At 74.0% G+C, this 20441-nt stretch carries 16 protein-coding genes and 1 pseudogene; 3 read left to right on the forward strand and 14 right to left on the reverse strand.

Annotation, left to right across the window (positions count from 1 at the left end; all coding sequences use genetic code 11):
• Positions 1-86: 86 nt before the first annotated feature.
• A complete protein-coding gene (locus KGS77_RS05925) occupies positions 87-2213 on the reverse strand; it encodes a DUF5107 domain-containing protein (RefSeq protein ID WP_242579189.1) in 2127 nt (708 codons plus the stop codon).
• A 250-nt stretch (positions 2214-2463) separates the two neighbouring features.
• Positions 2464-3369, reverse strand: coding sequence for an arginase family protein (locus KGS77_RS05930; protein WP_242579190.1), 906 nt, complete (start codon positions 3367-3369; stop codon positions 2464-2466).
• Between the two features lie 202 nt (positions 3370-3571).
• Here KGS77_RS05930 and KGS77_RS05935 point away from each other — a divergent pair, with 202 nt between their 5' ends.
• Positions 3572-3907 carry a DUF6204 family protein gene (locus tag KGS77_RS05935; protein WP_242579191.1) on the forward strand — a complete coding sequence of 112 codons (336 nt, stop codon included), beginning with the start codon at positions 3572-3574 and terminating at the stop codon, positions 3905-3907.
• A 94-nt stretch (positions 3908-4001) separates the two neighbouring features.
• Here the strand turns inward: KGS77_RS05935 and KGS77_RS05940 are convergent, their stop codons facing one another.
• The 9 genes and pseudogenes from KGS77_RS05940 to KGS77_RS05980 all read right to left on the reverse strand — a co-directional run bounded on the left by KGS77_RS05940 (position 4002) and on the right by KGS77_RS05980 (position 14391).
• Positions 4002-4373 (reverse strand): glyoxalase superfamily protein, encoded by a 372-nt coding sequence (locus KGS77_RS05940; protein ID WP_242587309.1) that lies wholly within the window; start codon positions 4371-4373, stop codon positions 4002-4004.
• A 94-nt stretch (positions 4374-4467) separates the two neighbouring features.
• Entirely contained in the window at positions 4468-5031 is a 564-nt protein-coding gene (locus KGS77_RS05945; RefSeq protein WP_242579193.1) for a GNAT family protein, read from the reverse strand.
• 193 nt (positions 5032-5224) lie between these two features.
• The gene (locus tag KGS77_RS05950) at positions 5225-5818 is read right to left on the reverse strand and encodes a 4'-phosphopantetheinyl transferase superfamily protein (protein WP_242579195.1); all 594 of its coding nucleotides are present in this window, start codon (positions 5816-5818) and stop codon (positions 5225-5227) included.
• Positions 5819-6205: 387 nt separating this feature from the next.
• Complete coding sequence (locus KGS77_RS05955) at positions 6206-8947, reverse strand: condensation domain-containing protein (RefSeq protein WP_242579199.1); 2742 nt, start codon at positions 8945-8947, stop codon at positions 6206-6208.
• Positions 8944-9174 carry a phosphopantetheine-binding protein gene (locus KGS77_RS05960; protein ID WP_242579201.1) on the reverse strand — a complete coding sequence of 77 codons (231 nt, stop codon included), beginning with the start codon at positions 9172-9174 and terminating at the stop codon, positions 8944-8946. Before KGS77_RS05960 ends, KGS77_RS05955 begins: the two co-directional genes overlap by 4 nt.
• Positions 9175-9182: 8 nt before the next feature.
• Positions 9183-9815 (reverse strand): isochorismatase family protein, encoded by a 633-nt coding sequence (locus KGS77_RS05965; protein WP_242579202.1) that lies wholly within the window; start codon positions 9813-9815, stop codon positions 9183-9185.
• 128 nt (positions 9816-9943) lie between these two features.
• Positions 9944-11742, reverse strand: a pseudogene (locus tag KGS77_RS05970) (AMP-binding protein).
• 32 nt (positions 11743-11774) lie between these two features.
• Positions 11775-12980, reverse strand: a complete 1206-nt coding sequence (gene dhbC, locus KGS77_RS05975) for an isochorismate synthase DhbC (protein WP_242587310.1) — start codon at positions 12978-12980, stop codon at positions 11775-11777.
• Between the two features lie 616 nt (positions 12981-13596).
• Positions 13597-14391 carry a 2,3-dihydro-2,3-dihydroxybenzoate dehydrogenase gene (locus tag KGS77_RS05980; RefSeq protein ID WP_242579205.1) on the reverse strand — a complete coding sequence of 265 codons (795 nt, stop codon included), beginning with the start codon at positions 14389-14391 and terminating at the stop codon, positions 13597-13599.
• A gap of 188 nt (positions 14392-14579) precedes the next feature.
• On the opposite strand from KGS77_RS05980, the gene fhuB reads away from it, so the two are divergent.
• Together fhuB and KGS77_RS05990 are read left to right on the forward strand one after the other, a co-directional pair.
• Entirely contained in the window at positions 14580-16949 is a 2370-nt protein-coding gene (gene fhuB / locus KGS77_RS05985; protein WP_242579207.1) for a Fe(3+)-hydroxamate ABC transporter permease FhuB, read from the forward strand.
• 122 nt (positions 16950-17071) lie between these two features.
• Positions 17072-18400, forward strand: a complete 1329-nt coding sequence (locus tag KGS77_RS05990; RefSeq protein ID WP_242579214.1) for an alpha/beta hydrolase-fold protein — start codon at positions 17072-17074, stop codon at positions 18398-18400.
• Positions 18401-18417: 17 nt separating this feature from the next.
• Here KGS77_RS05990 and KGS77_RS05995 read toward each other — a convergent pair whose 3' ends face one another.
• The 3 genes from KGS77_RS05995 to KGS77_RS06005 form a co-directional block, all read right to left on the reverse strand.
• Positions 18418-18570, reverse strand: a complete 153-nt coding sequence (locus KGS77_RS05995; RefSeq protein WP_242579216.1) for a hypothetical protein — start codon at positions 18568-18570, stop codon at positions 18418-18420.
• Entirely contained in the window at positions 18567-18809 is a 243-nt protein-coding gene (locus KGS77_RS06000) for a hypothetical protein (protein WP_242579217.1), read from the reverse strand. The genes KGS77_RS05995 and KGS77_RS06000 overlap by 4 nt, the downstream gene beginning before the upstream one ends.
• 69 nt (positions 18810-18878) lie before the next feature.
• On the reverse strand, positions 18879-20399 hold the full coding sequence (locus KGS77_RS06005; protein WP_347404444.1) for a DHA2 family efflux MFS transporter permease subunit: 1521 nt from the start codon (positions 20397-20399) through the stop codon (positions 18879-18881).
• Between the last annotated feature and the right edge of the window lie 42 nt (positions 20400-20441).

The raw sequence follows: 20441 nt of genomic DNA on the forward strand, positions 1-20441 counted from the left end.
TACGCGGCGTCAGTTGCCCACCGGACGCGCCCGCGCACGGAGCCGGCCGCCCGCCCGGTGCCCGGCCGCCGTGCCGGACATCCGCCTCACACCGGCCGCATCCGGAACTCGTACCGCCCGGGCAGTGGATGCTCGGCGCGCGCGGTCTCCCGTACGGCGTCGGTGACCGGGCCGTCGCCCGCCACGAGCCGTTCGGCGATCGCGTACCAGGTGTCGCTGATCGTCTCCTCGCTCTCGCGCAGGTCGGCGACTTCGAAGCCGCGGTCGAAGACGGCACGGGCCCCGCGCGCATCGCCCAGCGCGCACATCACCTGCGCCGTCAGCAGTTCGAAGCGGCCGTGCGGAATCCGGTCGGCGGGCGGCAGTTGGGCCAGCGCGTCCGCCGCGTCCCCGGCCCGGCCCGCGGCGAGCAGGACGGGAACCGCCTGGCGTACCAGCGCCCGCAGGACGGCGCCCCACCCCTGGGCCTCCTCCTCCGCCTGCCGCTGCCCGTGCCCGCCCCGTTCGGTCCGCGCGCGCAGGGCGGCGCCGGCCGCCTCCGTCCGGGCCAGGGACGCGCAGCGGCATGCCTGCGTGTACAGCTCGGCGGCCCGTTCCGTCTCGCCCGCCACCCACTCCGCCTCGGCCAGACAGTACAGCGGCCGGCAGTCCGCCCCGCGGGTCAGCGCCCGCTCCCAGCTCCGTACGGCCTGTGCCCGGTCGCCCGCGTGCCACTGCGCGATACCGAGGTGGTAGTCCGTCACCGGGCCGGGGTGGGCGCACTCCAGCAGGTCGCGCCAGGGCCGCGAGACCAGGGGAGCCGCGGGGACGGGGCCGCCGGCCGGGAAGTCGCCGGTGTGCAGCAGTTCCAGCCAGGGCCGCTGCTCCTCACCTAGGGTGTCCTCCTCGAACGGGGTGCCGGGCAGGTCGTAGTCGCCACGGGCCCGTTCGAGCGCTCCCCAGCCGGAACCGGTGGCCAGGCGTTCCTTGGGTTCGGCGTCGGCGTACGGCCGCCAGGCGGCGTAGGCGGCGTCCACCTCGGTACGCGGCAGGGCCGCCGCGAGCCGGGAGCCGGCCTCGGCACGGGCCGCCGCCCAGTCGGCACCGTGCACCGTCGCGGGGTCGGCGGCCAGCGGCCCGTACGCCTCCAGCCAGGACAGCTCCCCGCCGCCTTCCAGGCGCAGGTGTTCCAACTGGGTGCGGGCCAGGCCCGCCTGGATCTCGGCGTAGCCGCCGGCGCCCGGCTCGGTGAGCCACTCCTGCCAGCGGCGCCCGGCCCGGCCCGCGCCCCACAGGAACAGCTTGCGGCCACGGAGTGTGTCGGTGGAGGTGTGGACCAGGCCGTGGCCCTCGCCGTCCAGGGAGGCGATCCAGCGCCGGGCGCCGTCGGGGATCTCGTAGAAGTAGTCCGCGGGGAACTCGCTGTTCAGCGGGTACGTACGGTCGACGCCGTCGCGCACGGGGACGGGCACGCGGCGCAGCGAGCGCTCGTACCCGAAGTGCCATGCCTTCTCGGCCGGGGCCAGGACGCGGGTGGCGGGCCCTTCGGGGACGGCGATGTTGGACCACCAGTACACGGGCGCGGCGTGGAGGTGGGGATTGCGGACGCGGACGCCGACGTAGAGGAAGTCGGAGTCCGCCGGGAGCCAGAGGTCCACCTGGAAGGGCAGGTCACGCAGCCGTTCCCATTCCCACAGCCGCAGCATGGTGCCGCCGTCGGGCGCCGGGACGCGGGCGGCGTGCAGCGGGGCGCAGGTGAGGGCGGAGTGACCGGTCGCGCCGATGTTCCATTCGATGCCGCCGGAGAACCAGGCGCCGTTGAGGGCGAAGTCGGCCGGCTGCAGGACGGGGTTGCGGTGGAGCAGTTCCCGGTCGGTGGGCTTGTGGTGCAGGGAGTACACGCGTCCGCCGAGGCCCGGCAGGACGGTGGCGCGCAACCGGTCGTTCTCGATCACGATCGCGTCGAAGGTGGTCAGCGAGCGCTGCCGCCCGTAGCCGTCCCGGCGGCGTACGGGCAGCAGGGAGCGCAGCGGCTCGTAGGCGATCCCACGGGCCATGTCGGCGGGCAGGGCGGCGTCCGGGTCTGTGCCTACGCCGCCTGCGTCCTCTTTGGCGGCCGGCTCGATCGCTGCCCGGTGGGCGTCGCGCGGGGGCCGCAGGGCGGGCAGCGGGTTGTCCGGGCCGAGGGGAGCCGCGGGGAGGGTCAAGGTGGTGCGTCGCACACGGGTGGCCACGGCTGCCTCGCAAAGTGGACCGGGCCACCTCGGTTACGGCGGCCGTCTGTTGACCATGGAACCTCGTCGGCTCGCCGCTGAACAGGGCCTTTTGCGGCCAGGTGCGGGGGAAAGGGATCAGGCGGCTCGGGAGGGTCAGGCGGAACAGGCTGAGGCTGATCAAGCGGATCAGCGGGCTCGGGGCGGGCCGTGGCGGCGCCGGCCGTCGTTCGTGGGGCGGTGCCAGGAGGGCGGTGATAGGAGGGCGGTGTCAGGAGGGCGCCAGGACGCTCTCCAGGAGGTCGGCCAGGAGCACCGCACCGGCCCCGTCGGGGTCACGGTCCGGGTCGTAGATCGTCAGGTTCAGTCCGACACAGCGCGGCGAGGCGGCCAACGGCGCCAACAGGTCGTGCAGTTCGCCGGTGAGCAGACCGCCGGGGTCGGGGGAGTCGACGGCGGGCATGACGGACGGGTCCAGGACGTCCGCGTCCAGATGGATCCAGAACCCGTCGAGCGGGGAGCGGCCGATCCGGGTGAGTACCTCGCGCGCCACGGCGTCCGGCCCCACGCGCCGGATGTCCCCGACCGTCCGGGCGTCGATGCGCAGCGAGGTCAGTTCCGCGTGGTCCTGGTCGCCGTCGCGGATGCCCAGGACGCTCAGGTCTTCGTCACGTACGTACGGCTGCCGTCCCTCGATGCCGGTGAGGTCGGCCTGTCCGCGCCCGGTGATCTGGGCGACGCCCTCACCGGCCGCGGCGCCGAGGGGCCCGGAGGTATCCGTGTTGCCCGGGTGCCGGAAGTCGCCGTGCCCGTCGAGGTAGGCGACGCCGTACCGTCCCAGGCGGCGCAGAGCCAGCACGGCGCCCAGCAGGATGCTGCAGTCCCCGCCGAGCAGTACGGGGAACCCGCCGGCGCGGACATGGCGTTCGACGCGGTCGGCGAGGCGGCGGGTGTACCCGGCGAGGGCGGCGGCGTTGAAGTCGCCCTCGCCCTCCTTCCAGTCGCCGAAGTCGTAGCGGGGCGGCACCACGACGCCGCCTTCCTGTGCGCCCAGGCGCCGCAGCAGGTCCTGGTCGCGCAGCGCGCCGGCGAGCTTGTAGCAGCCGGGTACGGTGCCGGGCGCGGGCGGGCGCAGGCCGAGGTTGGACGGGGCGTCGATCAGTACGGTGCGGCGCATGCCGCCATCCCACCGGACCGGCAGACGATCTTCAAGCGATCTTCGAGGAAATTGTCCACCGCGAAATGGTCCGCCGCGAAATTACCCGCCGCCATGAACGATCATCAACTACCGTCGACGCTCAAGAACGACCGCGAGGCGGTCATGCGCGGTACGGCACCCACGCGGCTGTGCCGCAGCGGGGCACACAAGGACAGGAACAATGGGAACTCAGCACACATACCGGGTGATCGTGCGCGGCAAATGGGACGGGCTGTCCGAGGCGGCCCGCGCGCGACTGCTGGCCGAGGTCGAGCAGCACGGCCTGGCACAGATGCAGTTCACGCCCGAGGGGTCGCTGTCCTACGACGCCGCGCTGAAGTCCTTCACGTACCGCTACGTCATCGTCTCCGACGCGCAGGACGGCGAGGAGATGGCCGCCGCCCTCGCCGAGGAGAAGGCGGAGAACGCGCTGTCCGCGGCCGGTTACGGCTTCCGGGACCTGCGGTCCTTCCCCACCGACATGGACACCATGAAGGTCAACCGCAAGCGGCGCTGACCTGGCGCCGCTGACCTTGCCCCGCCGGCCTGACGCCGCTGTCCTCGGCCTCGCCCGGGTCCGCGCCCCTCCCTTCGTTTCTCGGGGGGAATCGTTACTTCGGAGGCTCGTTGAAGCGGAGGCGGTTGCCGAAGGGGTCGGTGAGCGTCAGCGACGTACCGATTTCACCGTCCTCCTCCAGCTCGGGCGCCAGGAAGGCGTACTGCTTCGCCGCCAGCTCGGCGTGCAGTGCGCGGACCCCCTCCAGCTCCACGTACACCGCGGAGCCGGGGGTGGCGTCCCCGTGGTGCTCGGACAGGTGGAGGACGAGATCGCCCCGCGATACCTGGGTGTAGAGCGGCATGCCCGGGGCGAAGCGGTGTTCCCAGTCGACGGAGCACCCGAGGTGGTCGAGGTAGAACTCGTGCGCCTTGGCCACGTCGAAGATGCGCAGGATGGGCACCGCACGGCTGATGCGGATCTCCATCGGGTCGCCGTTCGTCATGGATTCGCCGGTCTCCGTGGGGTCGCCGATCCCCGTAGGGTCGCCGGTCTCCGTGGGGTCGCTGTTTTCCATGACGTCACTGTGCCTCATGGGGTGCGGTGGTGTCGCGGCACATTTCGGCGGTCATCGCCCAGCGCTGATGGTCCCGCCAGGCACCGTCGACGAACAGGAAGTCCGGCGAGTACCCCTCCAGCCGGAACCCGGTCCGCTCCACCAAGGCGATCGAACGGTGGTTGTCCGGCTGGATGTTCACCTCCAGCCGGTGCAGCCCCAACTCACCGAACGCGTAAGGGATGACGAGTCCCAGCCCCTCGCTCATCAGGCCGCGCCCGGCCGCGTGCGCGAAGGCGCCGTAGCCGATCGCCCCGCAGCCGAAGGCGCCGTGGACGATGTTGTTGATGGTGAGGTAGCCGGCGATCCGGCCGGTGTCGTGCTCGCAGAACAGGAAACCCTCGCGGGAGGGCTCGCACACGCCGGCGAAGTAGGTGTCGTAGGCGGCGTCGGTGGTCGGCGGGAAGAGCCAGGGACGGTGCAGCGGCACGCTCGCGCGTGCCAGGGCGGTGAACTCCTCCCGGTCCGCGGCCGAGAAGGGACGGATGCCCACACGGGGTCCCCGGGCGAGGTAACGGTCGTCAGCCATCAGGAGATCGTACGGAGTGACAGGGGCGTCCGGCCACGGCGCGCGGAGGGGGTTGACAGTGGCGCACGTATGAACTCACGCATCTGTGGGCCGATGGACGTCGTGGACGTGTGGGCATGTGGGCGTGTGAACGTGTGGGTGTGCGGGCGTGTGACGGACCGGCCCTCAAGCCTGAGGGGAGAACTGGCCCGGCCTATGAAGGGCTGCCCGCCGTACGTACTGCGCAGGCTGCCGCGTACCCCTCGGGCACCGGTACGTCCACCGTCTCCCAGCCCTCCACCGGGGCCGGGTCGGGACCGGTCCCGACCAGCGTCGTCGTCATCAGGTCCCCCGCCAGCCCGGTACCCATCCCCTTCAGGCACGCCTCCTTGCGGGTCCAGCAGCGGGCGAAGGCCGCGGCCCGTCCGGCGGGCGGCAGCGCGGCCAGTTCCGCGCGCTCCTGTGGATGCAGCACGCTCGCCACCTCGTCCACGACCTCGGGTGCGGTCAGCGTCTCTATGTCGACACCGATGGGCGTACGGGCGAAGCCCAGCAGCGCCAGCCCGCGGGTGTGGGACAGCGAGAAGTGCAGCGGCGCGCCGGCCAGCGCGGGACGGCCGTGCGGCGCGTCGCAGCACGGGCAGGGCTCGCGTACGAACCGGAGCGCCGCCGGGTCGCGGTCCAGGTAGGCGCCGAGCAGCCGGCGCAGCGCGGAGTGGGAGGCGATGTAGACATCGCGGTCGACGGGGCGTACGAAGGTGGCGGCGCGCCGGCGCTCGGCCGCGTCGAGTACCTCGGTGTCCCGCACGGCCGCCTCCTCGGGAGCGCTGAGTACGAGCCACAGAGCGACGCGGGGGCCGTTGTCTTCGTTGGCGCCGAGCGGGGACGGCAAGGCGCTCGGGTCGTAGGTGCGGAGGACGGGACGGCCGTTGGTCAAAGAGCTTGTAAGGCTTTTGGGATTTGTGGGGCTTGTGGGTTCCGTGGGTTCCGTCGGGCTCATAGGGCCCGTGGGGCGGATTTCGCCGGTGGTCATCCGTCGCTCTCCTCTTCGGCCGCTCGCAACTGGGGGTGCTGGCTGACCGTACCGGTGCGGCGGGGGCCCGAGCAGCGTGGGCCGCCCGTTCCGGTCTTCGGTTCTTCCGGGGCCGGAAGGGGCGACCGGTCCCGGCGGCGGCATCCACCGGGACCGGAGCTCTCACCGCCGGGACACTTCCTGAGCCCCGGGCCCCGCGAGGCGTTCGACCTCGCCTCCGGCGGTCCGGCGGGCCCGCTCACCGGTGCGGTACATCCGGGAACCCGCCGGCCCGTACGGATCGGCGACGAAGCGGGCGGCGGTACGGGCCGGGCCGCGTACGTACCCGGTGGCGAGCGACGCACCCGCGACGTACAGCTCGCCCGGGACGCCGGGCGGGCAGTGCCGCAGAGCCGCGTCCAGGACGTACAGGCGGGTGTTCCATATGCACTCGCCGACGGCGGTCACCGCTTCGGTGCCGACGGTGCCGGCGATGTCGATCGTGGCGACCGTGGCGGCCGTGGCGGCGGTTCCGGCGCTGCCGGCCGTGGCGGCTTCCTCGGTGAGGACGAGTGTGGCTCCGGCGCGCAGCGTCCGGAGGATGTCGACCAGGTCGTCCGTCATGTCGTCCGTCATGTCGTCCGCTGCCTTGCCCGTCCCGCCGCCCGGCTCCCCGTACGGCACCCGCTCCCCGGCCCGCGGCCCGTACATCTCCTGCGACCAGCGCAGCCGGTTGTCCAGGGCCGAGTGCGCGAGGAGCACTCCTGTGGGGCGGTCGCCGCCTGCCGCGGAGCGGGCACGGGGGTAGCCGACGCAGGCCGGGTGCCGCGGGGTGAGCGCGCGGCCCGGGTCGGTGGGCAGGTACGCGGACAGATCGGTGCCGTCGACGAGGACCACGGAGGTGACCGCGGGGGTGCCGGCTCCGGCGGCGAGCGCGGCCCGTACGGCGGGTGCGGTGGCCGTGTCGGTCAGGAGGCGGACCGGCCCGGCGTCGGCCGTCGCGTACGCCAGGTGGCCGGGCGGACCGTACGGATCGAGCGGCAGACAGGCGCCGCCCGCCTTGAGCACCGCCAGCAGGGCGACGATCCGGCCGACGCAGCGGGGCAGCACCACGGCGGCCACCGTGCCGGGCCGCACGCCCAGGGTCTTCAGATGCCGTGCGAGACGGTTGGCGCGGGCGTTGAGTTCCGCGTACGTCAGGTCGTGGGCGCCGTCCGTCAGTGCGACGGCGGCCGGGGTCCGGCGCACCCGGGCCTCGAAGGGACCGATGAGCGTGGTCGGCGGAAGGTCGCGCCGGGTGGCGTCGAGGGCGTCGCGGAGCGCGGCGCGTTCGTCGGCGGTGGCGGTGTCGTGGCCGGCGAGCGGGGTGTGCGGGTCGGCCCTGGTGAGGCTGGTGAGCAGGTGCAGGAAACGGTCCTGGTGGGCGGCGAGTTGGTCCTCGTCGTAGAGGGCCGGGTTGGCCTCGTGCACCAGACGCAGGCCACCGGCGGCACGCGTCCCCGCACGGCCGTCCGCATCCCTGTCGGCACGCACGTCCGCACGCCCGTCCGCATGGCCGTCCGCATGACTGTCGCCACGCCCGTCCGCGTGACTGTCCGCGTGGACGGTGAGCGCGAGGTCCTCCACCGGCCCCGACGCAAGGGGACGGACCCACGAGGGCGCGCCCGCGAACACCGGCCCGCGACCGCCCGGCAGCACCGTGACCGGCGGTCCGGCCACCGCTCGCGCGTCCGGCAGGCCGAGGTCGCGCCGCAGGTCGGCCGGCCGGTAGCGCTGGTGCCCGCGGGCGGCGCGGATGCCGAGGACGACCTGTCGGGTCAGCTCGGCGAACGTCCGGTCCGGGGTGACCGTCAGGGGCAGCGGCAGAACGTTGCGGGCCAGGCCGGGGACGCGCAGGGCGGCGGGCGCGGTGCGTCCCATCACCGGCAGGCCGAGTACGACGCGCGCCGAGCCGGTGGCCCGCGAGAGGTACAGCGCCTGCGCGGCGATCAGGACGTCGGTCGGCCCGGCGCGTACGCAGGAGGCCAACTCCCGCAGGGCGGTGATGGCTTCGGGGGCGAGGCGGACCTCGCGGCGCAGCGCGGCGCGGGACGCGGGTGCCGTACGGCCGGCCGGTGAGGGAATGTGCGGGTGCTCCGCGAAGACCGCACCCCAGTAGGCGCGGTCCCTGTCGTACGCCTTGGAGGAACGGTACGCCGCGTCCTGCGCGACGAGGTCGGCGAGCCGGCCGAAGGGGCTGGGGCCGGGGGCCCGGCCGTCGGCGAGGGCGGTGTAGACCTCGGCGACCCGGCGGGCCAGCAGCCCGAGCCCGAAGCCGTCCATGACGGCCTGGTGCACGCGCTGGTACCACAGCCAGCGCTCTTCCCCCGTACGGAAGAGCGCCTGGGCGAACAGCGGCCCGGTGTCCAGCCGGAAGGGTTCGCCGAGGTCGGCGCGCATCCACGCCCCAGCCAGGGCGTCGGGGTCGGCCGAGCCCCGGAGGTCGAAGACGCGCAGCGGGAACGGCACCGCCGCCCCGCCGTCACCGGATGCCGACGCGCCGTCCGCCCGGCCCGGGCCCACCGGCTGCCGGTACGCCTGCCCTCGGTCCGCCGGCCCCCGCGCCCCCTGCCACCGGTCCGCCGGCAGGCCGTTCTCCACCACCAGGGGCCGTGGCACCGGGCCGATGAGCAGCGGCACCTGCCGCGGCCCGTCCGGCGTCCCGGCGAACCGCACCCGCAGCGCCTCGGCCTCGCCGGCCACCCGGTGCAGCGCCAGCGCGAACACGGCGGCCTCCAGCGGGCCGTGGATCTCCACGCAGGTGCCGGTGTTCTGCGCCGGGCTGTCCGGGTCGAGGGCGTGGGCGTGCCACAGCTCCGACTGGGCGGCGGTGAGCGCGAGGCCCGGCGCCAGCGCGCCGACGGCCGCATCGAGCAGGGCGGTCACGGCCGGGCGCCCAGCAAGGGTGCCCACTGCTCGATCGCGGGCTTCTCGGCGAGGTCCACGAAGGTCGCCTCGATGCCGTGGTCGGCGCGCCAGCGTTCGACGAGGGTCATGATGCGGATGGAGTCCAGACCGTAGTCGACGAGGTTCTCGTCGTCGGGGATGTCGGCGGGGTCCTCGCCGAGCACATCGGCGACGTCCGCGCGGATCTGTTCGACCGTCAGCGCCATGGCCGGGCTCACTTTCCTTCGAAGACGGAGTCGGTACGGGTGACCACGGCACACTTGGCGGCGGCCCAGCGCAGCGCCATGTGGTGGTCGGCCTCGCTGAAGTCGGCGACGGCGTCGGCGACGACGAATGCCTGGATGTCCCGCATCCAGGCGTCACAGGCGGTCATCAGGACACCGATGTGGGCGTAGACGCCGACGACGACCAGTTGGTCGCGGCCCTGCTCCCGCATCCGCTCGGCGAGGTCGGTCCGTACGAACGCGCTGTACTTCCACTTGGTGAGGACGGTGTCGTCCGGGCCCGGCGCGACGGGCGCCGCGATGGCCTTGGCCCGCTCCTCGTCCGGCAGGCCCGGCCCCCAGAAGTCCTGCTGGAGACCTCGCTCGGCGGGGGTCTGGCCGCCGGGCTGGGCGGAGTAGACGACCGGTACGCCGAGCCGCGCGCAGTCCTTCTTCAGACGGGCGATGTTCTCCAGGAGGGGGGTCAGCGGGGAGGTGTCCTGGGTGAAGGCGTCCAGGAAGTAGTTCTGGAGGTCGTGCACGAGCAGGACGGCCCGGTCCGGATCCACGTCCCAGTCGACCTTGTTGGCGGGCAGGGCGTCCCTGGCGGGCATGGGATACGGGGCGATGGCGGGGAGTGCCATGTCGGGGCCTTTCGAGGAGCGTGGGGGTGGTGACGAGGAGTACAGGCGGGGACGAGGGATACAGGTGAGGGCGAGGGATTCAGGTGGTGATGAGGGGGTTCAGGTGGCCTGCGCGGGCGTACGCGTGACTACGAGGAGGGCGGCAGGGCGCGCAGGTCCTTCTTGCTGACCTTGCCGATGCCGGTCTGCGGGAAGGCGTCGACGAACTCGACGCGGTCGGGGACCTTGTAGGCGGCCAGGCCCCGTTCCCGGACGAACTTCTTGATGGTGACCGGCCGGACCGGACCGGTGTCCGTCCCTCCCCCGCGCCGGCTGCCCCGTTCACGCCGTCCGCCCCGTTCACGCCGTCCGCCCCGTTCGCGCCGGCCCGGTCCCGCTCCGGGCGCAGGATCACGTACGCGCAGGTCCGCTCGCCGAGATAGGGGTCGGGCACAGCGACCACGGAGACGTCGTGGACGGCCGGGTGGGCCAGGATGACGTTCTCGACCTCCTCGGCCGCGATCTTCTCCCCGCCGCGGTTGATCTGGTCCTTGGCTCGTCCTTCGACGACCAGGTGGCCGGTTTCCGTCAGCCGTACGACGTCGCCCGTCCGGTAGAAGCCGTCCTCGGTGAAGGACCTGGCGTTGTGCTCGGGGGCGCGCCAGTAGCCGCGGATGGTGTACGGGCCACGGGTGAGCAGATGCCCCGTTCCGCCCGGCGGGACGTCCCGGTCCTGATCGTCGACGACCCGGATCTCGTCGTCCGGGGAGATCGGCCGGCCCTGGGTGGTGACGATGGTCTCCTCGGGGTCGTCCAGGCGGGTGTAGTTCACCAGCCCCTCCGCCATGCCGAAGACCTGCTGGAGGGTGCAGCCGAGCGCCGGGCGCACCCGCCGGGCGGCCTCCTCGCTGAACTTCGCGCCGCCGACGAGCAGCACCTCCAGGCTGGAGAGGTCGTGTGCCGCGTTCTTCGCCGCCTCGGTCCACACCAGCGCCAGCGGCGGTACGAGCCCGGTGAGGGTGACCCGCTCGCGTTCGATGAGGGGGAAGGCGGTCTCGGGGTCGGGGCGCGGGCACAGGACGACACGGCCGCCGGCGTAGAGGGTGCCGAGCGAACCGGGCGAGCTGAGCGGGAAGTTGTGGGCCGCGGGCAGCACGCACAGGAACACGCTGTGCTCGTCCACCGCGCAGATCTCGTTCGAGCCCCACAGCGAGTAGATGTAGTCGTCGTGGGTGCGCGGGATCAGTTTGGGCACGCCCGTACTGCCGCCGGAGAGCTGGAGGAAGGCCAGGTCACCGGGGGCGGGCCCGTCGGTGACGGCGACCGGTTCGCGTCGCAGGTCGCTCAGCGGGGTGTGCTCGCCGGGCTCGCCGACGACGAGGACGTGCCGCAGGGTGGGGACCTGGGACCGTACCGAGGTGGCCAGTTCGCGGTGGTCGAAGCCGCCCTCGACGTCCGGGATCACATAGGCGACGGCCTCGGTGAACTCGCAGAAGTAACGGATCTCCGTCTCGCGGTGCGCGGGCAGCGCGAAGACCGGCAGCGCGCCGATCCGGAAGAGCGCGAAGATCACTTCGAAGAACTCGGCGACGTTGGGGAGCTGGACGACGACCCGGTCGCCCTTCTTGACGCCCTCGGCCAGGAAGCCGGCGGCCAGGCGGTCCGCCCGGTCGTCCAGTTCGCCGTACGTCCAGTGCCGGCCGGCGCCGCCGGGGTCGGTGATCGCGACGCGGTCGGGATGGTTCAGGGCCCGCTCGCGCAGCATCTGGCCGAAGGTCTCGCCGCGCCAGTACCCGGCGGCCCGGTAGCGCTCGGCGAACTCGGCGGGCCACAAGGGCGCGTCGGCGGGCGCGTACGCGGGCGCGTTCCCGGATGCGTGCGCGGGCGCGTCCACGGGCTGGTGCGCGGGCGCGGGCGCGTCCCCGGTCAGCGGTCCGTCGGCGGTCATCGCTCCGTCCACGGTCATCGGTCGGTCCTCGGTCATCGGTCGGCTCCCACCGCGTGCAGGAAGGTACGGAACTTCGCCTCGGTCTCGTCGGTCTCCGCCTCGGGCGAGGACCCTGCCACGACCCCCGCGCCCGCGTACAGACGCAGCCGCCGCTCCTCGGCCTCGGCACAGCGGATGGTCACCACCCACTCGCCGTCGCCGCTCGCGTCGCCCCAGCCGACCATGCCGGTGTAGAGCCCGCGGTCGAACGGTTCGAGTTCGCCGATGACTTCGCGGGCGAGGGCGGTGGGGGTGCCGCACACGGCCGGGGTCGGGTGCAGGGCGCAGGCCAGTTCCAGCGCCGAGGTGGCGGGGTCGGCCAGTTCGCCGGTCACGGTCGTCGACAGGTGCCACATCGCGGCGGTCCGTACGAGCGTGGGGCGTACGGGCACCTCCAGCGTGCGGCAGTACGGCGCCAGCGCCGCGCGCACCGCGTCCACCACGACCGCGTGCTCGTGCAGGTCCTTGGCCGACTCCAACAGGGCCGCGGCCCTGCGTACGTCCTCGGCGAGGTCCGTGCTGCGCGGTGTGGAGCCGGCGAGCGGGTTGGCCACGACACGGCCGGCGCGGCGGGAGACCAGTAGTTCGGGGCTGGCGCCCAGGAGGGTGCGGCCGGGTCCGCAGGGCAGCGCGAAGGTGTAGCCGCCCGGGTCACGGCGGGCCAGGCGCTGGAGCATGGCGGGCAGGTCCACCTCGCGCGGGGAGGTCAGTTCCAGGGTGCGGGCCAGGACGACCTTGTCGAACTCCCCGGCGCGCATCCGGCGTACGGCCTCGGCGACCGCGCCGGCGTACTCCCGGGGCGCGGGCACCGGCCGCAGCTCCCAGTCGGCCACGGGAGTGTGCGGCGCGGGCAGGGCGATCAGGGGGTCCTCGCGCAGCGCGGTGGCCCGGCGCACGGTCTCGGGGACGACGAGGGCGGCGGGGGCGGTGTGGTCGAAGGGCACGGCGCCGACCACGAGGGGCGCGGGGGCGCCCGCGCGCCGGCGCGCGTCCAGGATGTGGGCCACGCGCTGGGCCAGGGGCCGTTCGTCGTGGGGTACCTCGGCCCGTACGCCGCCGGTGAGCAGGGTACGGGTCGGGGAGGCGAAGAAGCGGTCGGTGCCGGGGCGGTAGGCGTCCAGGAGCGCGGTGGCGGCGCCGACGGTGCCGGCCGGGGACGTGCGGTCGGCCTGGGGCGGGCGCGGGGTCGCGCGACGGATGGCCGCGCGCCGTACGGACACCGTCGCGCCGGGCGCGTCGGACGTGCGGGGCGCATCGGCCGGTATGGAAACGTCGGCCCGTACGGGGGCGTCGGCCCGTACGGGCGCGGCACCAGCCGGCGTCGCGGCATGAACTGCTGTGGGGTCACCGACCGCTCCGGGAACGTCGGCCGGTTCGTGCGGTTCGTGAGTAGCGGCTGTTACAGAAACCACGGCCCGTTCGGGGCCGGGGTCCGCCGGTGCGGCGCCGTCCGCCCGCGGGCCGGGTCCCGGCCGCTCGGCGACATCGTGAGCCGTTATCACCTGGTGCTCCAATTCTCTCGGTGCGCCGGCACCGTGTCTTCTGGTCGGGCCGGTGGTGGCCGGCCGGGTCCGGTCGGGGCCCGGCGCCGGCCCGGCCCGGCCGCCGGTCGGACCGCTCGTCGCCGGTCCGGCGGGATCGGTCCTGGGGTCGGGGGGGTGGGTGGTCACGGATGTACGGCGGGCCGCTGCCGGTCCGCCGGGGCGCGAGGTGCTCTCGGACGTTCGGACGTTCAGGCGCTCGTACAGCGCGCGAGTCACCCGATGCGCCGTCAGGCGGCCCCGTACGCCGCCTGGCGCGCCGCCCGTCGCGCCATCAGGCGCGTAGCGTCGCACCGCCGTCGACGTACAGGTCGTGCATCGTGATGTGCCGGGCCCGGTCGGAGACCAGGAAGGCCACGGCCTCGGCGATGTCGGCCGCCTCGGCGAGCCGGCCGAGCGGGATGCCGACGCGGTAGCCGGCCGGGTCGCCGTCGATGACGCGCAGCGGAGCCTGCGGGTCGGTCCACAACTGCCGCTGCATGGCGGTGTCCGTGGAGCCCGGGGAGACGACGTTGCACCGTACGCCGCTGCGGGCCAGTTCCAGGCCCAGGCACTTGGTGAACATGGTGGCGGCGGCCTTGGACGCGGCGTAGGCGGCCATGCTGGTGCGCGGCACGCCGGCCGCGTTGGAGCCGACGGTCACCACGCAGCCGCCGCGCCGCTCGCCCATCCGGCGGGCGACGGCGCGCGAGGTGTGGAAGACGCCGGTGGTGTTGACGGCGAAGGTGTCGTGCCAGTCCTGGTCGGTCAGCTCCACGACGGGCGAAGTACGCAGGATCCCGGCGACGTTGACCAGGATGTCCAGCGGGCCGATCTCCCGCTCCACGTCGTCCACCACGGCTTCGACGGCCGCGCTGTCGGTGACGTCCAGCGTCCGGGCGGTGATGTGCGGCGCACACTCGCCCTCAAGGGACTTCACACCGTCAGGGCTCCGGTCGGTGGCCACGACCCGTGCGCCGCGGTCGGCGAGGACCCGGGCCACGGCCTCGCCTATGCCCTGTCCGGCACCGGTGACCAAGGCGGTGCGCCCGGCGAGTTCTGGCTGCTGCACGGAATATCTCCTCGACATCCGACCAACGGAATTAAGGTAAGCCTAACCTAACTTTTCAGCCCCCGGCGCCACGAAGGAGGGACTTCCGCACCCCGTCCCGCCCCACACCCACCCCCAGGCATCCCGCATTCCCACATCTCACATCCCGCATCCCGCATCCCGCATCCCGCACACAGGCGCGAATACCATTAGGTTAGCCTTACCTTATGACCCTCCCGCAAGTGGGCCCGCGCACGCCGGACGGCCTGACGGACACCTCCACCCCCGCGCCCCCCGGCGCGCACCCGTCGCCCCAAACGGACGCCCTCGACGCCCCGTTGACCCGTCCGCACGGCTTCCGCAAGCCGCTCCTGATCGCCGCCGCCGTGACGCTGGCCGTCCTGGTCCTCGCGGCGGTCTCACTGTCCGTGGGCGCGGGCGAGGTCGGCCCCGGCAGGGTGCTGGACTACCTGCTCGGCCGGGCCGGCGCGCGCGAGGACTCCCGGCTCATCCTGGTCGTACGGGACCTGCGGCTGCCCCGCACCCTGACCGCGCTGCTGGTCGGCTCGGCGCTGGGCGTGGCCGGCTGCCTCCTCCAGGCCGTCACCCGCAACCCGCTGGCCGAGACCGGCCTGCTCGGCGTCAACGCGGGCGCGTCCCTGGGCGTCGTCACCGGCATCGCCTTCCTCGGCGTGCAGACCAGCTACGGCTATCTGCTGTGGGCCTTCGGGGGCGCGGTGCTCGCCAGCGCGCTGGTGCTGCTCATATCCGGCAGCCGGGGCGGCGGTTCACCGATGCGGCTCGTCCTGGCGGGCGCCGCCCTGGGCGCCACCTTCGGCGGCGTCACCAGCCTGATCGTGGTCAACTCCGCCGCGGCCTACGACGGCTTCCGCCACTGGGTGCTCGGTTCGCTGGCCGGTGTGGAGGGCTTCGGCGCGCTCGGGCCGCTGACCCCCGTACTCCTGGCCGGGTTCCTGGTCGCGCTGCTGGTCTCCCGGCCGCTGTCGGCGCTGGCGCTGGGCGACGACCTCGCCCGCGGCCTGGGCCACCGGCCGGGTCTGATCCGGGTCGTGGTCGCCCTCGCCGTCACCCTCCTCACCGCGTCCGCGGTCGCCCTGGTCGGCCCCATCTCCTTCCTGGGGCTGCTGGCCGGCTTCCTCGCCCGTGCCGTCACCGGGCCGCGGCTGGCCGCGCAGACCGTGCTGGCGGGGCTGATCGGCGCCGGCGTCCTGACGGGCTCGGACGTCCTGGCGCGGGTGGTCTCCCAGCCGTACGAGGCGCCCGTCGCCGTGATCGTCGCCCTCATCGGCGCACCGGTCCTCATCGGCATCGTCCGCTCCAAGCGGCTCGGCGCGATGGGCATGACCGAACCGGCCACCGGGGAACCGGCGCCGCGCGCGGTCCGTTGGAGAGGCAGGCGGGGCGGCCGGGGCCGGAGCGGACAGGAGGGCGCGTACGGGCAGAAGGAGACCTGCGGGCAGGAGCACACGTACGAGCAGGTGAACGCGTACGGACAGGAGCACGCGTACGGACAAGGCGCGGCGAACCCCGCCGGGCGGCCCCGGCGCGAGGCGCTGGTGCTGCGGCGCGGACCCGTCTCCGTACTGCTGGCCTACCGGCCCGCGCTGGCGGCGCTCGCACTGGCCGGACTGCTGCTGGTGGCCGTGGTGTTCGGCGCGTACGCCGGCCAGAGCGACATGGACGTGGCCCGCACCTTCCGCGCGGTCTTCGGAGTCGGTGACCACTTCGACGTCCTGCTGGTCCAGAAGTTCCGCCTGGGCCGGATCGTGGCCGCGCTCACGGCGGGCGCGGCCCTGGGGCTCGCGGGCTGCCTGACCCAGACCCTCGCCCGCAACCGCCTGGCCACGCCCGAACTGCTCGGCGTCAACGACGGCGCGACCGCCGCCGTCCTGGTGTCCGTCACGCTCTCGGCCACCGGCGGCTTCGGCGCCTGGTGGGCCGGCCCGATCGGAGCCCTGGTGGCCGTCCTGGTCGTCACGACCGTCTCCGGCGGCCTCGGACAGCGGGGCCACCGGGTGCTCGTGGTGGGCCTGGCCATGTCGGCGCTGGCCTCGTCCGTCACCCAGGTCGTGCTCTCCCGCCGGTCCCTGAACTCGGCGAGCGCGCTGTACACATGGACCTCGGGCAGCCTGAACGGCCGCGGGTTCGACGTGGCCGGGCCCGTACTCATCGGCCTGGCCGTGCTGGTTCCGGCCGCCCTGGTGGTGGCCCGGCAGCTCAACGTCCTGCGCTTCGACGACTCCACCGCCGCCTCGCTGGGCGTGGCGCCGGCCCGGGTCCGCACCGTCTGCCTGCTGCTGGCCGTCGCGCTCGCGGGGCTGGCGGTCGGCATCTGCGGTCCGGTCGGCTTCGTCGCGCTGGCCTCGCCGGTCATCGCCGGCCGGCTCGCCGGGCCGCTGCGGGTGCCGGTGCTGGGCTCCGTACTGGTCGGTGCGGCGCTGGTCGTCCTGGCCGACACGGTGGGGCGGACCGCCTTCGACGGCACGGAGATCCCGGTCGGCGTGGTCACGACGGTGCTGGGCGGCCCGTTCCTGCTGTGGGTGCTGCTGGGACGGTCCTCCGCCGCCCGCGTGTAGCGATACGTACGCGGACGTGCGGACGCCCGAAGCCGTGTTGCCGTACGCGTCGCGGACGCCTGACGCCCGTCACCCCGCTGCCCATCCACCCACCACCCCACGAACCGAAGAGGAAACCGCCCATGGAAAGCCCGTCGCTGCGCGCGCTCGCCGAGGACGTGCGGGCCGGCCGGCCCGGCGCCGTACGCGAGTTCTGGGAGCGGACCGCCGCGGCGGGGACGCCGCTGGTCGAGCCCGACCCCACCGACCCGGCGTACCGTCTCGTCACCTTCCTGTGGCGGCAGGACCCGGACGCCCCGGCCGATGACGTCCTCGCGCTGCTGCACACCGTCACGGACAAGGACCGGCACGCCCACGACCTGACGCCCCACCTGATGTCCCGCCTCCCGGGCACCGACGTATGGGCGCTCACCCACCGGCTGCGCGCCGACCACCGTGCCTCGTACCAGTTCCATGTGGCGCGCGGCCCCCGTGAGGAGACGCTGCGTACGGACCGGGAGGCGTGGCTGCGCGTCCTGGACGCGGCCGTGCCCGACCCGTTGAACCGCGCGCCCGTACTGGCGGCGCGGGACGGGCGGCACCCCTCGTCCGTGATGGAGCTGCCGGACGCCCCCGCCCAGCCGTGGTGGCGGCCCACGGCGGCGGCTCCGCGCGCGGCGGGCCGGACGGTGGAGCGGGAGGTGTCGGGCCGCCGGGTTCATGTGCACCTGCCCGCCGGGCACCGCCTCCTCGCCGCGGACGGGGACGGGGACGGCGCCCCGTCTGTGGGGCACGTCGGGCCCGCAGGGGACGCCGGCTCCGTGGTCGCGGCCGACGGTCCGTACGCCGTCGCGGTGCTGCTGGACGGGGAGATGTGGGGCCCGGTGCTGCGGTTCGGTGACACGCTGGACGCCCTCATGGACGACGGGTGTCTGCGGCCGACCGTGGCCCTGCTGGTCGACACCATGGGCCGGGAGCGGCGGATGGCCGACCTCAGTTGCAGCGAGGCGTTCGTGGACTGGCTCGCGGACGAGCTGCTGCCGTGGGCGGGCGCCGAGTTCGGCGCCAGTACGGATCCCGCGCACACGGTCGTGGCCGGGCAGAGCGCCGGCGGACTGACCGCCGCCTTCGCCGCCTTCCGCCGCCCGGAACGGTTCGGGAACGCGCTCTCCCAGTCCGGCTCCTTCTGGTGGCCCGACGGGACGGAGTTCGACACGGGCAGCGAGTGGCTGACCCGCCAGTACGCGCGCACGCCCCGGCGGCCGGTCCGCTTCCATCTGGAGGTGGGCCTCCAGGAGTGGATGCTGCTGCCGCAGAACCGCCACCTGCGCGATGTGCTCCAGGCCCGCGGTTACGAGGTGAACTACCGGGAGTTCAACGGCGGTCACGACTACGCCTGCTGGCGCGGCGGCCTCGCCGACGGCCTCGCCGCCCTCCTCCCGCCGGCCGGTACCCCGACCGCCGCCGGCTGACACCCGGCCCGGTGCGGCTATCTGCGCCAGGTGGACCAGGTGCCCGAGACCGTACCGAGGGCGACCACGAGCGTCCCGGCCCAGACGAAGCCCGGGTGGATGCCGGTGCCGAAGAACCTGGCGGGGCTGTCGCGCACGCCCAGCTCCGGGCGGTCCGGGGCGTATGTCACATGGGCCGTGCTCCCCGGCTTCGGCTCCCCACCGTACGGCCGTTGCCTGCCTTCAGCACCTCGGCGGTCCACGCCGCCGCCTGGCCGCCCGGGCCGACCGCCTGGCACAGGGCGGCACCGCTGGTCAGCGCGAGAGCGAAACCCGGCGCGCAGCGCATCGCTTGCGACGCCGGAGCGAGGCCCGGCACGGTCGCGACGTACGCACAGAGCAGCGTGAGCCACCCGGTCAGCCTGGTCATGTCCGCTGCGTAGGCGCGCACCGGGCCGGGGAGCGGCCGGGCTTCGGGCGGCGCTCGTCCTCCTGGCGCTCAGGCTGTCGCGGACCCTGAAGTCCCTGTAGATCCCGTAGACCCTGAAGTCCCCGCAGAACCCGCAGACCCCGCAGACCCCGCCGACTCCGGCTGTGAGCCCGGCGCCTCACCCTCGCCCTCGCCCTTCTCCTCGTCCTCGAAGGGCGGCGGGGGCGGCAGGGCCTTGGGCAGGCACAGGGCGCACAGCGCGCCGAGGGCGACGACGACGGCGGTGGTGAGGATCGCCACCTGGTACGGGAAGGGGTCGGCGGCGCGGGTGCCGGCGGCGCCGAGCGCGCCGGTGACCGCCGCGACCGCGGCGATGCCCAGGGCCCCGCCGAGCGTACGGACGATGGTGAACAGCCCCATCGCCTGCCCCATGCGCGGCGGCGCGATGTCCTGGAATCCGGCGATCTGCACCGTCAGGACGCCGCTGCCGAGTATCAGCCCGACGCAGAACATCACGCCGCGTACGGCCCAGGGGCTGTCCGTCACCGCCCGTACGGCGAGCGCGGCGAAGACGGCGGCGGCGAGCAGCAGGGCTGGTACGGCCAGGGCGCGCGGGCCGGTCCTGGGCAGCAGCCGGTCGGCCACTTGGGAGGCCAGCATCAGGCCGAGGGCCTCAGGAAAGACGCTCAGGCCCGCGTCCAGCGCCGAGCCGCCGAGCACCGCCTGGTACAGCAGCGGGAAGACGAACAGCACGCCCATCAGTCCGGCCGAGGTCAGCGCGGCCAGCAGCGTGGCCGCGCGGAAGACCTTGTCCGCGAGCAGACGCAGTTCCAGCAGGGGGTGGCCGGCGCGGAGCTGGTGGATGACGGCCGCGGTCAGCAGGAGGAGCCCGAGCAGGGCGCCGAGGGCGACGGGAGGCGTGGACCAGCCCTGGGAGGGGCCGAAGCCCAGGGCGTACGTGAGGAGCCCGAGGGCGGGGGTGGCCAGCAGGAATCCGGGGACGTCGAAGCGGGCCGCGACGCCCTCGACCTGCTCGCGCAGGCCCAGGACACCCAGCAGGACGGCGACGGCGCCCAGCGGGACGTTGACGAAGAACAGCCAGTGCCAGGAGAGGTGTTCGGTGAGCAGGCCGCCGAGCGGCGGGCCCAGCGCCGGCATCAGGGCGGTGGGCACGATCAGTACCTTCGACAGCTTCGTCCGCTCGTGCGGCGGGAAGGCGCGGAAGAGCAGCGTCATGCCGACGGGTGTCAGCAGCCCGCCCGCCAGTCCTTGTACGGCGCGTGCCAGTACCAGGGCGGTCAGGTCCTGGGAGAGGCCGCAGGCCGCCGAGGCGGCGGTGAACAGGGCGAGCGCGGTGAGGAAGACCCGCTTGGTGCCGAAGCGGTCGCCGAGCCAGCCGGCCACCGGCAGCGTGAGGGCCAGGCTGACCAGGAAGGCCACTTCGACGGTGTTGGCGGACGGGGCCGGTGCGCCGAAGTCCTGGGCGATGGTGAGCAGGGCCGGGTTGACGATGGTCGAGTCGAGCCCGTTCATGCACATCGCCGTCGTGTAGACGAGCACGACGGCGATGCGGGGCGGTATGCGGCTCACCGGGCCGCCGTTGCGGGGGCGGAGGGGCCGGCGCGGTCGGGG

This window comes from Streptomyces sp. MST-110588 (genome assembly GCF_022695595.1).
Lineage (GTDB): Bacteria > Actinomycetota > Actinomycetes > Streptomycetales > Streptomycetaceae > Streptomyces.